The 15,312-nt window shown below is 67.4% G+C and carries 4 protein-coding genes; 2 read left to right on the plus strand and 2 right to left on the minus strand.

The features are described 5' to 3' along the window. Positions 1 to 462 (minus strand): hypothetical protein (locus tag AB0H93_RS43735; protein WP_358582766.1); only part of this gene is annotated, 462 nt, incomplete at its 3' end. Between the two features lie 1,518 nt (positions 463 to 1,980). Here AB0H93_RS43735 and AB0H93_RS43740 point away from each other — a divergent pair. Together AB0H93_RS43740 and AB0H93_RS43745 are read left to right on the plus strand one after the other, a co-directional pair. Then, a complete protein-coding gene (locus tag AB0H93_RS43740; protein WP_358582769.1) occupies positions 1,981 to 14,160 on the plus strand; it encodes a hypothetical protein in 12,180 nt (4,059 codons plus the stop codon). Continuing rightward, positions 14,157 to 14,792, plus strand: coding sequence for a hypothetical protein (locus AB0H93_RS43745; RefSeq protein WP_358582771.1), 636 nt, complete (start codon positions 14,157 to 14,159; stop codon positions 14,790 to 14,792). Before AB0H93_RS43740 ends, AB0H93_RS43745 begins: the two co-directional genes overlap by 4 nt. A 47-nt stretch (positions 14,793 to 14,839) precedes the next feature. On the opposite strand, the gene AB0H93_RS43750 is transcribed toward AB0H93_RS43745, so the two are convergent. Further along, the coding region (locus AB0H93_RS43750) for a transposase family protein (RefSeq protein ID WP_358582774.1) at positions 14,840 to 15,312 on the minus strand (473 nt) is incomplete at its 5' end.

Here is a 15,312-nt window from a genome sequence, read left to right on the forward strand (position 1 = left end):
GCGGGTCTGAGCGGGCTGGTGTTGGACCAGGAAGCCAACAAGCATGTCCCGGGCGATGAGGATGCTGATAGCGGCTACGGCAGCGACGAGGACGCAGACGACGCCGGCAGCGAGTTCGGTAGCGGTAGCAGCGAGTCCGGCGGTAGCAGCGGCGAGTCCGGCTACGGCGGCGGTGAGGATGCGGACGACGCCAGCAGCGAGTCCGGCGATAGCAGCGATTCCGGCGGCGGTAGCAGCGAGTCCGGCTACGGCAGCGACACGGACGACGCCAGCAGCGAGTCCGGCGGTGGCAGCAGCGGCAGCGGCGATGGTGGGCCGGGGCTGGGGTCGTTGGCCGGCGGAGCCGCCGTCCCACCGGCTATCTCCGCCCGTTCCTCCGGTCAGGGCGATTCCGGTGGTTCTGGTGGTGGTCGGGATGCCGTGTTGCCGGGCAAGGGCCAGCACCAACCTGGCGACGAGCACAGCCCGGCCTCGGTGGGCGAGCCCCGCCACCTCAGCGTTCCCGAGGGTTCTGGTGCTCTGTCTGGGGGTGGGGAAACCTTTGGTGGCCGGAGTGTGCCGGGTGAGCGGGTCGGTGCCGAGGGTGGGTCGGGCACCAAGTCCGTTGTGGACACCGAGTCCATGGTGGATCCGGTGGGTGTTGTTGCGTCGCGGCCGGGGCAGCCGGGTGACCAGGTCCCGGCCACGCCGGGTGGCCCGGGTCGGTCCGAGGCCGTCCGGGAAGAGTCCGGTGGCGGGAAGCAGCACGTGCCGCAGTCACGCGCCACCGACGATCGCACTCCCGGCGAGGGCATCACGCACTCCGCCAGCCGGAACGACGGGTTCGGGCTGGGCGGCTTCGCGCGATCCGAACCCCACGGTGCGGGCTCCGGGCAGGCACTCAACGCTGACGAGGCTGTCACCCACAACCGGGCCAACCCGGTCTCCGAACCCACCCGCCAACCCGATGGCGTGCGGGAGCCCGGGTTCGAATCCACCAGCGAACGCGGTGGCGAGTCTGGCGGTGGTCGGGAGTCGACCAGCATGCCTGGCGGCGAGCGTGGTGAAGAGTCGGCCGGTAGGCCTAGGGGTGGTCGGGAGTTCACCGGAGCGTCTGGTGGTAGCAGCGAGCGCGGTGATGAGTCGACCAGTGTGCCTGGTCGTGATCGCGGTGATGAGTCTGGCAGTCATCGCGAGTTCACCGGTGAGTCTGGTGATCGCAGCGAGCGCGGCGGCGAGTCGGCCAGCGTGCCTGGCCGTGAACGCGGTGATGAGTCGGCCAGTACGCCTGGCGGTGGTCGGGAGTCGGCTGGTGAGTCTGGTGGCGAGTCGACTTCAGCGCGGATTCCTTCTGTTCCGGGCGTTTCCCATGCTGCGGTCGATTCCGGCACCGAGGGCGACCGCACCGGCGCGACCTCGACACCGACTCAGGTCCCGGCTGCGGCCACCAGCACCGGTACCGGCTCGGGTTCGGGTTCTGGTTCTGGGATGGGGCAAGGCTTCAGCCAGGCGCCGGCGACCGCCCCGGCTTCGCAGGTTCCTGCGGCGGCTACCTCGGGTGCCCCCGGGGCCGTTACGGCCGCTACGGCTGGGGGTACTTCGGCGGCGGCCACCTCGGGTTCTGCGCCGGTGGGGGTGGGCGCGGGTACGTCTGGTGGGCCGTCCGCCGGTTCGGGTGGGAGCACTGGCGGGTCGGGCACGTCTGGTGGGCCGGGTGTGTTGGCGGCTGGGTCGTCGGGTCGCGGTGTGCCGTCGCTGAGGGCTGGGACGGTGGGGCCGGGGATGCCGGGCCGGCTCGAGGATGCTGGTTCTGGCGGGGTGCGGGAGGTGACGGCGGCTGCGGGTGTCGGTGATCGTGGTGACTCGTCGCGGGTGGTGGAGTCGTCGTTGGCGGTGGAGTCGTCGTCGGTGGTGGAGAAGGTTGGTGGCGGTCGCGGGTCGGGTCCGGGTGTGGGGTCTGGGTCGGGTTCGCGGCCGGGGTCGCGGCGTGATGTGTTGGCGATGTTGGTTGCTGCTGATCCGGATTTGCGGGCGTATGCGGGGTTGTTGGGGGATCCGGAGGCGTTGCCGGCGAAGTTGCGGGCGTATGCGGCTAAGCCGAAGAAGGATCTGCGGTTGGCCAACGCGGGGATCAGTTCGTTCATGTGGTTGAACACGATCCTGCCTGGCCGGGTTGACCAGTTGGTGTTGACGGGCAGGTATGGGCCGGAAACGCTGCTGGGCTTGTATGAGTTGCTGCTTCGTCAGCCTCGGCAGGGGGACCGGGCGCGCCAGATCGCGCGGGTGGTGGCCGAGTTGCTGGAGGTGCGGCCTGATCCGGGTTCGTCGAACTCCTGGAACCCGGGGGCCTGGTTTGGTCGCTGGGGTGGGAGGGGTCTGCCGGCGACCGGCGGCGAGAAGACCGCGGCGGAGAACGTTGACGAGAAGACCCGCTCGGATGATCCCGACGACCGGGATGACTCCGACGAGCGGGCCCTGCTCGCCGAGGAGTCCGATGCGGCTTCGATCGTCTCGGCTCTCTCCGATGGGTCCGACCGGACCGATACGACTTCCCCCGCAGAGGTCGAGCGCGACGGTGCGGGCCGGGTGCGGGAGATCCACCTCGAATCCGGCGATCCCATGACACCCGGCAAGGCCCCCGGTACGGGGCGGCCGGTGGATGTCGACGCGATCGAACCGGCGTCCCCGCTGCCGGCAGGGTTGCGACCGGTTTCCGAAGGGGATCTGTCTTCGCCGGCGGCGGGGGAGGGTCTGACGTCACCTGCGGGGGTGCGGGCGCGGAGTCGTCGGATGGGGGAGTTGACGTCGCTGGAGGGCATCGTGGAGGCGGCGGACATTGTTCCGTATCCGCCGGGGATGCCGTCGGAGACCGTGGTGGGAGCGCGGCGTGCGCAGGTTCTACTTCGCCAGGTCAACAGGCTTAGCGATGAGGGAAACAGGCACGATAGTCCGGTTTTTGTGGCGTTGAGCCGTTTGGTGGCCTACGAAGCGGAAAGGGTCGAGGAGGCCGCCGAGGGAGCTAGGAGGGAGCGCCTTAACTGGGAGCTCATGGAGTATGCCCGCGACCTCAGCATCATCACCGGCACCTTGCGGGAGGGATGGAGGATCCAATCCCGGCTCCCCGGGGCCGGACCAGCACAGCCCTCCGACGCGAATCCCCCCCAGGTGCCCTTCGGTGAGCTGAAGCCGTTGACGCGTCCGGTGGATGGGTGGACGGGGGCCGGTGTCGGCGAGGCGGGGTACATGCGGGGTGGGCCGCTGCCGGATGTGGTGGATGGTCGGCCGTTGTTGGACGCGGCGGAGCTGGCGGGGGTTTCTGAGGAGGGGCGTGCGGCGCTGGACGCTTTCGAGACAGCGACAGGAGCACCTGCGCGGCCGAGGTCGGCTGATGTTGACGGTCACAATGTCCTGGCGTTCCTGCGGATTCTGGACGGGTGGGGCGTTGTGGACCATGCGGTGGTGGTGAGGAAGTGGAAGACGACGTGGAGAGCCAGCAGGGGTTGGTCGTCGGATCCGGAAGGTATGCCACCGAGGTTGGTCGAGGAGGGCACCGACGCCTGGTATGTGATGGGCGAGTACGCGCAAGGGGAGAGGCCGAGTAGCGCGACGCGGCTGGACGACTTGTGGGACCCGCTGACCCAGGGGCAGCAGGACCAGTTGTGGGATGTGCCGCCGCATCTGGTATTGCCGCCGGGTTCCTGGCTGGAGAACAGCGGCGAGTCGGTCGAGTTCTTCGTGCATGTGGTGGACCCGGCTGGTGTCAGGGTGGAGTACGGGCTGGCGGATCCGGGGCTGTGGCTTCGCGGCCGCGAGGTCGAATGGGGTGAGTTGTTCGCGGCCTTGAAGGATGAGGGGCCTGCGGAGTTGATGAATATGGTCAACCCGGGGGTGCGCCGGAACCATTATCTGGCTCAGGCGTTGGGGGTGGATGAGGCCACGGCGCGGGTGTGGCGGATGTGGTCCTACCTGCCCGAAGGGTGGCATGCCGAGGCGTTGCGCCGGGCGATTACCGGGTCGGTGGTCAGCAAGTACGGCGGGCGAGAGGCGGTCAGGAGTCTGGTCGAGACACTGGTGCCGGACGGACACCAGGGGCGGTTGCGTGCTCTGGGGCAGCTCATGATGCGTCTGGCCGATCGCCGCCGTCTGCTGGACAGCTGGGGCGAGGAAGAGCGTGACCCCCGCGACGCGGATGAGTACGGCGAGGAGCTGGAAGAAACGGTGGCCGGGCTCGATGGTGGCCTGGACCGGGAGCCCGACATCCAGGTGGAGGTGCGCGACCTCGGTGGTCCGCCACAGCAGCGTGCCGGTGTGCAAGGCAGGCGGCCCAGTCCGCGGGAGCTGAACGTGCTGCGTGAGTTGGTGCATGCCCTGGACGGTCGTGAGCTTGACTACCTCACACGCTTCTTCGGTGACGACTGGGCGATCGCCCGGGCGATCGCCCAGTCGATCGGCGTTTCTACGGAAAACGTGCGCGAGCGGCGTCGCGGCCGTCCCGGCGATCGTGCGGTGGTGCTCGGGATCGTGTTCGACACGATTGTCGCGGCGTTCGGCGGGCCGGAAAGGGCGGTCGCGCTGGTTGACCGATTGCGGGAGCTGGACCCCCTGGGAGGCGTGCAGGTGCCGGAGTGGGCATCTACCGCCGCGCAGACGGTTTTCGGTTTGCCGACCGTGCAGGATTGGTTGGCGTGGACCCTGGGCGACGTGGTGGCCTCCGTCGCCGGAGTCCCGGATGAGGAAGTGGTGCGCCACCTCGGTTGGGCCCGAGCGGCCGCGGTGGCCCGAGTTGACGAGTCCACGGCTCAGGCGTGGCTGGACGGCAGTCGCGAGCCCGACGATTTCTCTATGCAGGAGATGCGCGAGGCTGCCCGGCTCTCGAGCTCGGAGCTGGTGCGTTACCTCGGCCCGGGCCGGGCAATCGAGGTGACCGACGCCGCCGAGGGGCATGTAGACGAGTCGTATGTATGGCAGTGGCTGGCGGGCGTCTCCGAACCCTACGCGGAGCAAGCAGCGAAGCTGCGTCAGGCTGTTCTGCGGGCTATCAAGGACGGGCTCATCCCGCCAGCACCGTTCAGGCTGGTGTGGAGCGAGAACTGGATACGGGAGGCTGAGCGCCGTCTCGCGTGGGCCGATGCCACGAAGGGGGGCGAGTTCCCGTCCGACGCGCGGCCACAGTGGGGTGCGGTGAATAACGTCTTCCGGCGCCTTCGCGCTCATCGGGCTGGCCCAGATCCGTCTCTGCGGCCCGAATCGCGAGAGGTCATCGATGGACTCGGGAAGTCGCTGAAGGCTTCGGTCAACTACATCGTTGTTCAGGTACTGCTCGGCAATGAGGATGCGAAGGCCATGGTGGGGGGCTCGGGCATCGTGATTCCTGACCCGGGTCCTGAGGCGGCCACGGCGTTGCTGGAGCAGATCGCCGACAACCTCCGCGCTGCGAAGGGCATGCTGCACTCTGGCGTGTTGCGGCGGGTTGTGGGAGGTGCGGCGAGTAAGCAGTTCCAGGACGCCACCGGGGGTGTTGTCCCGCAGCTTCGGCTGACCCGTGGCCCCGCCGCCGTGCGGCGGTTCATGAGGCAGGCGGTGGGAGACGACGTTCATTTCCTTGTGTTGAGAGTGCCGCCGGAGGGCTCCCAGGATGCCCCGCAGGCAATGTATGTGAAGGGCAACAACGCGAGTGCGTTCCTGGCGTCCGGTGATTTCTTTAAAAACAGGAAGGCGCACTATTTCCTGGACGCGGTCCAGGGTGATGACAGAAGGATCGATCCCGAGTCGACGTTGCCGTCGGGCGTGATGGCGGACGCGGGCGATGACTTGGCTTGGTGGGCTCAGCATGGCCGACTGCGCGCCTTCGCGGGCGACAGCGACGGCGATGCTTCCGCAGTGCCCGCTTCGCGGGGGGAGGGTTCGCAGCCGACGGCAGCCGACACCGCGCAGGTGGCGTGGCTGGATAGCCCGTCGCGATTGGCGGAGTTGCTTGATTTGCCGGAGTCCGAGCGGCTGGACCGGCTCGGCAACCTCGCCGGGATCGCGGAGGTGGCCGAGCTGGCGGGCCGAATGGAGCAGCATCTGACAGCGATGCCGCCGGGATTCGATCAGGGCGGTGAGTATGCACGGAACGTCGAAGCTGCGAAACGCATGGTACGGCAGGGAGCCTGGACCTCAACGGATTTGCAGAGAGTCAAGAAGAGGTTGCCCGGGATGCGGGCGGTCGAGGAGAAATGGCGCGGCCTGGCGCGCCCGTGGCGTCGTGCTGCTGCGGAGCGGGAACTGCGATTGTGGAGTGATCAGGCTAATGCGGGGTTGGAGGAATTGTCTGGCCAGGCAAGGGAAGACTTGCGGGGCCACGCACGCGAAAAATTGAGGGCGCCATTAAATGGCTCGTCGCGGGCTGTCAGCGTGATGGCCTATCACATGATGCGTGGCGTCGGGGACGGTGAGATCGCGCGGGTACGGGACACGCTGGCCCGTATTTGGGTGGACTTGATGGCTGTGAGTGCGGGCGCCGGGCCCGATCCGGGGAAGGGCCCGGGTGCGGGGCGAGAATCGGTCGAAGATGCGGGCGCGGTGCCCGCGCTGCCTGGGGATGTGCGGTCGCAGCCCACTGGGGATGCGTCGGGTGATCCGGCGACCGACGACACCGTGAGTGACCCCGATGAGGCGGAACTGCAGCAGATGCGGGATCGGCTTTCCAGGTTGAGGGGCGACGACGAGGTGCCGTCTGCGAGCCGAAGGCCTGACGGTGGTGTTGTCTCGGCGCAGGATGGTGTCGCTGCCTCCGTGACGGACAGACCGCAGGACGAAGGTGCAGCCGTCGAGCGGACCGTGCCGTCTCGTACGGTGCCCGCTGACGTTTCCTTGCCGCCGGGCCAGACCGGGCTGAGTCCTAACTGGGTGCACCTGCGCACGGAGCCGGCGCGGTTCCGCACGGAGCCGCGGCCCGACCTGGCATCGCTGCGGAATTCCGACCACATCGGGAAAGTGGCCCGAGCGCGCAGCAACATCACGGCTGCCGATGACCAACTCACCCAGATCTACAACATGGTGGATGCGCCCGCGCCGGAGGCGCCTCCCACCACCGTCACGGCCGCCGACTCCGCCGAGACCGACGCGTTGCTCAAGACGGCGACCGACGAGACCACCTCGGCCGCGGCGAGTGTCGAGCGTGCTCGGCAGCAAGCCGAGAAGTTGACGGCGGCGCAGCAAGACCTGACGGCGGCCAGGCAGCGGCAGGACGAATTGCGCGCCGAACTCAATGCGGCTCGGCAGAACTTGATTCAGAAACGGGGCGGATTTTTAAGGGCGTCCCGCGAGCGGGCGCAGCTACTGCGAAACCAGCACGAGAACCAGGGACCTGTGCCGGATGCGCTGCTTGCCCAGCGCGCCGACGCGGAGGCGCGCGTGGAGACCGCTGCCGCAGAGTTCACCGCTGTGCGGGAGCGGATTGAGCAACTGACTGCGGCGGATCAAGAAGCGAGCGAACGCACCGCCGAGGCAATTGCCCGGGCCGAAAACGAGCGTGGCGCCACTGCGGAAGCGGCCAAGACCGCCACCAAGGCCGTGACCCAAGCCCGTATCGCGGCAGACCGTGCCGACGTGACGGTCCGGCAGGTCGACCTGCCGCCCTACGCCGCCGACGGTGCGATGGGCAGCGGGAAGATCTGGCAGACCGGCAATATCGACCCCGAGGACGTTCTTACCGCCCTACCGGAAGATTTGCGGGAACCCGCCCGAGCCGCGATCGAGGAGCTGTTCTCCGACGCCAAGCTCACGCGAACCCTGCGGCGTCTTGCCGACGAAGGCATCCGGATCGAGGTCGGCTCCCGCGAGTTGCACCTGAAGTTCGAACGCACCGCGTCGACGCCCGTGCGCCTGCCGCAGGCCGACGGAGTCATCGAGTATGGCATTCGCTACGCCGACGCGGGCCTGACTGTCGGGCAGGAACAGGGCCCCCAGTTCGGCATGCTCGGTGTCGTGCCCAACATGGTCGGCGCGGCGGCCAAGGGCGCGGTTCGCAACGTAATCTTCAACCCCTCCGTGCGGCCCTCAATGGGGAAGAGCGAGCAGCGCAGCCTCGTATCGGCAACGGAATTTTCGCGCGGGCTGAGCAGCCGGGTTCCCGAGCGTAATTTCGTCGTCGACGGTCGGTTCGTCATCGACGTGCGGGAAGGAGAGAACCCGCCGGAGACGTACCGGACCGACGAGATCACCGATGTGGCACTGATCTGCTACGACGGGGAGGATGTGCCACCCGCCACCACCAAGCCCGGCCCGGACGATCCAGTGCTGCCCCTTCCGGCCTCAGCCCTGCACGAGGTGTTCACCGTGCCACAAGCGGCCGCCATGCGGCGAATTCGTCAGCAGGTTCTCGCCAAGTTGCCACTGTCGGAAGTAGGCGTCGGTGTCCGTGATTCGGTGTCGCGGGAGTTGGCCGAAGACAAGGCGATCGTGAAGTTCGAGGAGATCACCGGTGGCGGTTACCGGCCAAGCCCGTTGCGGTTGCCGGGCGCGAAGCTGAACACGCTGTCGCTGGAGGTGTCCGCGGAACTGCGCTCGGTGCGGCGGGTTGACAGCCGCGTTGTTCCGGCCGTGAATTTGGGGCAGAATGCCGGTAGCGACACGAAATTTGACACCAGCGAGACACAGTCTGCAAACGCCGAAGCCTCGGTGATGGTGGGGCCTGGATTCGTCGCCGATGTCGACGAGAAACGACGCGGCCTCGGCTCCTACACCACGATCACACCCTTCACGGTGTCCAGTTCGGCGGGATCGGGCGAGTCGCTGACGCAGGTTTTGGGCATCAGCACCGGGAAGAAGAGTGTCACCAACATCGAGAGCGATGCCGTCCTGGTGGAGGCGACGCTGGATGTGCGGGTTGAGCGGTACTCCACGGATCCGATGCTGGAAGGCTCGGATACCGGTGCGGAGAAAGTGTTCCTGTGGATGTCCGCGGACGACTTCGCCCGGCTCGAAGAGATTTCCACGGCACACTCCGCCCGGCAGATCGCCGAGGAGCAAGACGCGCCGCACGAAAGCCCGACGGTGCCGGATGGACTACGGGAGCGCCAGAACTTCCGTGACCTGGTCGAAAGAGTGCGTCCGGACGTTCCCCGAACGCTGGTCGAAACCTCGGACGGAAGAGTTGACGCCCGGCTGGAGAACGAAACCGCCGAGCAACTTGTACTGTCGATCCTGGCCGACTACAGCAAGCGTCCGGAGATCACGATTCCCGCGGGCGAGCCCCGGCAGCCCGACATGCTCGCGGCCGGCAAGAGCACCGGTGGCGGTGTGGTGGACCGGGCGCCGGGAATCGAACGGGTGCTTCCGGAAGTGCGCCGAATGCTGCGCGACTCGGTGGGGAACGAGCTCGCGTCGCTGAGCCACGACAAGCGGGCGCTCGTCGAGACGCAGTTGTCCTCGGTTTTCGGCGCGTCCGCGCTGTTCGGCTTGTTCAACGGAGAGTTGCGCGATGTCACCAAGACGATCCGGGTCGGTGATCAGCTGGTGACGATCAAGGTCAGGCCGGAACTGGGTGCGCTGATCGGCACCGGCAAGGTCGAGAAGGCCACCGTGGACTTCACCGCGAAGAACGCCATCCGCGGCGAGATCAAGGCGAAAGCCGGCACGCAGCAGCGGATCGGCGTCGAGTCGGGGGCCGCGATCGGCACCAAGCGCAAGGATTTCTGGCGCAACATAGGCTTCCTGTTCGGCGCGTCAGCCCAGTTCTCACACGGGTACAGCAGCACCGCCGCGCAGAGTTACAAGGTCAACCGACGCGCGAAGTACAAAGGGCCCGCAGTCACCTTCGACCGGCAGGTGACCTGGTCGATCTCCGTTTCGACGAAGGCCACCACCCCGGAGACCGAGCAGCCGGAGTCGCAGACCGAGCAGACCGAGCCGGCTGAGGCACAGAACGTGCAGCCGGACCCGTGGTACCGCTGGCTCGGCCTGTTCCGCGGGCAGGCAAACCGGTCTGATGCGCCGAACAACGGCGACATCGAGCTCACCACTCTGTCCGACAGGTCCTCGACATCCGACAGTGACTCAGACAGTGTCCGGAGTTCCGGGGATGCCTCGACGTCTAGCAGCGCCACGACGACCGGCAGTTCCACGGTCGGCGGCTGGGCGCGCGTGCTGGTACCGGAGCCACTGGCACCCACCACTGCGCAAGGTGATCTGACGAACCTCGGTACGGTCATCCGAGACTTCGACTACGCCGACCAGGACGACAACCCGTTCCAGGTGAAGGTCGAATTCCTCATGCCACAGGGCGTGGCAACACCGTCCACGGTGCTCAGCGAGCCCATCGAAGACATCCTGCACAACCTTGCGGGCTCGAAACAACACGACGCAACACCGGACCCAGAGGACCCGCTGGCAGCGCCCCTCGACCAACTGCTGGCACCCGGCGGGCTGCCCATCACCGGCGGCCGGGTGCGGCTGCGGCTGTTCGACGCCCACCCGATCGACACCGTTTCGGACAAGCTCAGTCTGGAAGTGGTCGCCGAGGGCGGGCTGAAGCTCGACGGTCAGGAAACGAGAGGAATGGGCGGCGAGGGACGTTTCCGCGTCCCCACGCTGATGCAGTTCGGGAGCAAATCCGGCAAACGGGCCCACGTGGCCCCGTCGTTCACCGGCCGAGGAACTTTCAGTCAGGAGAAAGGAACCACCTACGGTCTTGGCACCGCACGCCGACGGACCGGCAAGACACGTGGAGCGACCCACCTTTACCGGGCGCATGCCGTGTTCGAGATCACCAGCTACGGGGAATCGGACGCGGCCGCGGAAACCGAGCAGATCGCGGTCAACGGCGGCGTCGAATTCCTGCTCGCGGACGCCGTCGCACAGCGATTGCATACCAACCCCGCTCGGGAACCGGAAGCGGAAGGACAACCACCGCAGACCCGCCACCTCGACCTGCCCGCCGGGGTGGCGGCGAAGCCGAAACCGGCGACCGAGGTGCGCTATCCTCCGGAGTTCGTGCTTTCCGGCGCTGCGCTCGGCCCGACCATCGTCACCGAGATCTCCAATGCGCACGAGGTCGCCCCGCTGATCAAGAGCATGATCTCCGACCATGCTCCCGGTTTCGGTACGGGTCGCTGGCTGGAGGTGCCGACCGGGATCGGCGGGTCCGTGGAAACACTGGCGTCGTCGACCGCACTGGGTGCTCGGTTCGGCCAGGCGACGACATCCGGGACGTCGTTGCTGGCTGCCCGGCCGTATCTGGGCGGCACCGAGACGATCGAGTTCGTCGTTCGCGCACGGTACGCGCCGGACGCTCAGGCCACGCCGAACACGGAGATCAAATCCGACACTTTCTTCCAGAACACCGAGAAACGGGCGCAAACCGAATCCCGGTCGAGCGGCGGCGGCCTTATCGGAAGTGTTCTCGTAGCCCGCAGCTTCAACGGCAAACTGCGCCGGGCGGGCGCGCACCCGGACGCGGGCTACGGCAAGGAATGGTCACGAAGCCAACGCGACACCGACAGCGATGCGTTCAAGCGACGGGTGGCAGCGGAGGACGAGACCTCCTACTCCTACACCTGGCCGACCTGGTTCCAGGTCGAGATGTATCGGTCGTGGACTCCGAACGCGGTGCTGAACAACCTGCTGCTGACCGCGCCGAGGCGGGGTGTCGAAATGTGGTCGGCGATGCGGGACGACACCCGCACACCGGAGCAACGGCGGTTCACCAGCGATGGCACGGCCCTGTTCACCATCCCAGGGGGCTTGACCACGACCACGCCGCCGGCGCCGCGCCCGGTGCGGATCAGCGGCCGGCCCGTGCCCGTCGGAGGCGCGGTGGAATTGGGATCGCTACCGCAGGATCTGCGTGGGATGGACGTGATCCCGCTGGCACTACCCGGAAGCGAGCGACTGTTCCCCTGGCTGGCTGCGGCGCTGGCGCATACAACGCAGCAGGCGACCAACGACGCCGACCCGGCGAGTTCGGAACCGTCGATGCAGGCGCCCGCTGGCAGCGGCTGGGTCCGCCCGGCCACCCTGCCGGCGCAACTGCTGTGGCAGCTCGGTGGAGAAGAAGGCTTGACCGCGATGACGCAGGAACTGCTGGACGGCCCGGTGCCCTTCCCCGCCATGGTCGAGACCGGGATGGTCTGGGACGACGAGCACGGTCTCGCGGTGCGCCTGCGGTTCGCCGAGGTCGAGTACGTCAACTCCTTCACCGCGACCGGCGGGCTGACCCACGAGCAGAAAACCGAGCAGGAAGTCACCCAAACGGACACCAGCAACAGCAGCGCGACTTTGCCCGGTCTGGCCATGGTGCAGGGCAGCGATTCCAAGGCAAAGAGCGGTAAATCCGGCAACGTGGCCGGGGACATGCTCCTTCCCGGCGAGAGCAGCACGCTCGACCCGTCGGGCGGCGTGTCGGGCAGCAGGTCGAAGCCGCGCGTCCAGGTTTCCACCCGCGGCAATGCCCGGGAGGTCACCGTCGAGATGAAGGGCACCTACCACGTCTACCGGGCGGGCAAGGCGATCTACACGCTCACCGATCAGACCGGGCACCGCACTCTTTTTGGCGCCCTGCCGGGAAAACCAGCCGAAGTCGAGGTGACCATCGACAACGGCGGGTACTTCGCCGTGGAGTCCACCCAGGCGGCGGCGAACAACCTGCCCGGACCGCCGCCTGAGCCGTCACCGCCGGCCAGCGCGCCGGCCCCGGCACCGGCAGCACTGCCGGACGTCTGGACACCCAACGCCGACGACCAGGACGCGGCGGCGCTGCTGCCCAAGGTCGGCGGCCACCTGGTGGTCGGGATTACCGCATCCGGTGACAACCTCACGGTGCCCGAGCTGGCCGCGCGAATCGAGCAGCTACCTGGCTGGGCCAGGCGGCCGATCGTGCTGGTGGGAACTGACGGATCGCTCGACCTGGCCGATGCGGCTCAGCTGCGCGACATCCTCGGTGTCGACGTGATCGCGGCCGACCAGGAGGTGTGGCATGCCGCTGATGGCCGAGTTGTCACCGGCGATTTGTCGTTCGTCCGCAGCGGGTTGCCGACGTGGAGCGAATGGGCCGAAGCAAGACTCGGCGGCGAGGTCCGGTCCGCGACAGCAGGGCACTGGTACCTGTTGTCGGCCGCGGGCGGCATGCGGCAGCTTCCTGGTGCGGATCTTGTTTCAGCGCTGGTAAGTTCCGGCTCTTCGGTGCAGGCGGGGACCGCGCCAAGATTCGACTTCCGTTGGGGTGTGCGCAGCGCGCCGGTGAGTCTTCCGATCCATGGGGCCGAAACCGCCGAATACAGCGGATGGACCCGGTCGCCGCATCACGCCGCCGCTGTCCCCGAAGGCAGTCGGCCGCTGCTGGTGCTCGGGCACGACGACACGGTCATCCCCAATGCCGAGGTCACCGAGCTGCGAAGTACCGGCGCGGATGTGTTGGCACGGGTAAACCGAGGCCGGGGGCCGAAGTGGATGCTGCACCGGGCGGACGGAAGCCGGCCGCGGCCAGTCGAGCCGCCTACCGAACTGACCCGTTCACCACGACCGGAACCGCTGTTGTTCCGGGGGCCCGGCGATTCCACCGAGACGATCGAGCAGGCCGAGGAGTCGGCACCCGTTTTGCCGGACGATACCCAGATCGTCGGTGTGCACGTGACGCCCGACGGGCGGGCGGTGTTGCGGGACGGTAGGAAGGTGACGCCCGAAGCCTTCGCTGACGAGGTGCGAGAAGACCGGCGTTTCGTCCCGGGAGCGGCAGTCGCGTTGCTGGGGTGCGGCGCGCATCGGCGACTAGGGCCGGGCGAATTGACGTTCGCGGAGCGCTTCGCCCGCGCGCTGCACATGCGAGTGTGGACAGCGAGGGTCGATGTGGTTCAAACCGCAGACGGGCTTGTTCATGCCACGAAGGTCTCGGTTGCCGAGGACGGCAAGTTGTTGCCGAAGTTCGTCGACGGGCTGGGCACCGGGCACTGGTACCTGCTGGGCGCCGAGGGCCAACAGCTGTGGAGGTCAGGGCCGGAATTGCGTGCCGCGGTGAACGGCTCGGCACCGCCGCGTTACGTCAACGGAGCACCGCCCGCGGTGATCAGGTGGACGGGTCGGCAGGGCGGGCCAGCGCGAGACAAGAAACGACAGAGAGACGGGAATGGCAGAGAAATCGCAGGGCGGGGCTCAGCAAGGTCGATCGAGAGGAGGAACGACGGAGAGCTCGGGAACGGATGAGAAATCTCAGGGCGGGGCGCAGCGAGGCCGAGCGACAGGAGGAACTACGGAGAAGACGGGAAGGGGAGAGGCTCTGGAGGGAGCGGAACAAGCTGATTGCAGACGCGGAGGTGTTGCTGGGGGACGCTCAGGCTCGGCTGGCGGCGTTGCCGGAGTGGGATGGATCTCGACAGGCGGAGCTTGGGCGTATTGACGAGCTGCAGGGGGTGTTGGACGAGCTGCGGAAGGACTCGGGATCGTCTGATGAGGCGTCTGCCGGTGAGCCTGCTGCTGCGAGTGTCCCGGATGCAGCACGGGAGACGGAGAGTGGGGCCCGCGAGAAGGAGGAGCGCGCTTCGTTGGCGGAGTGGGTTGCGCAGGTGCGGGCGTCGCTGGAGGAGGTTCAGTCTCGCCAGGCTTGGTTCGCGTTGCAGGATGCCGATTTTGTTCTGCAGGTGGAGTCGGGGTTGCCGATGTTCGATGAGGCTATGCGGGACGAGCGGGAGGATCTGCAACGGCAGTTAGGCAAGATTACGGAAGACGTGGTTGTTGAGTTGAATAGGTCGGTCGGGCTCTTGGACGGGCATTTGGCGGCGTTGCCCGCGGATTTCCGTCCGGATGTGCGTACCAAAGTCGATGATGCGAGGCAGTGAGCCTTTCCGCGTAACCTCCCGTGGCGTTGTGTGATCAATTCGGTTGATCATGTGGTGCGGCCGTGTTCGTGGTGGAGCAGGACCAGGGCGGTGGCGACGATGTCGCCGAGGCGCCAGGGGCAGCCGCGGTAGCGACGTAGAGCCCTATAGGTGGTCTTGAGTAGCGAGTTGGCGCGCTCGCCGAGGCAGCGCAGGGCGCCGTGGATGGCGTTGTAGGACTGTTGGTCGATGGTGAGTTGCTCGTCTTTGGGCTTCTTACACGGGATCGTGGAGGTCTCGGGCTCGCCTTCATAGCCGAGGTCGGCAAGGGCGAGGGCGCCGTCGGTGATCCAGTCGGTGATCCGCGTGAGCAGTTCGGGGTCGGCGCGGGCGGCACTCATGTCGTGCTCCCGGCCGGGTCGCACATCGGAGGTCCACAGCGGCCATCCGTCCGGGGCGGAGACAACCTGAATGTTCCCGCCGTGATGGCGGTGCTTGCCGCTCCACCACAAATCCGCCCCGCGGGTGGGGCCTGGGGTGG

Origin of the sequence: Saccharopolyspora sp. NPDC050642, assembly GCF_040654735.1 — a bacterium.
GTDB lineage: Bacteria > Actinomycetota > Actinomycetes > Mycobacteriales > Pseudonocardiaceae > Saccharopolyspora > Saccharopolyspora elongata.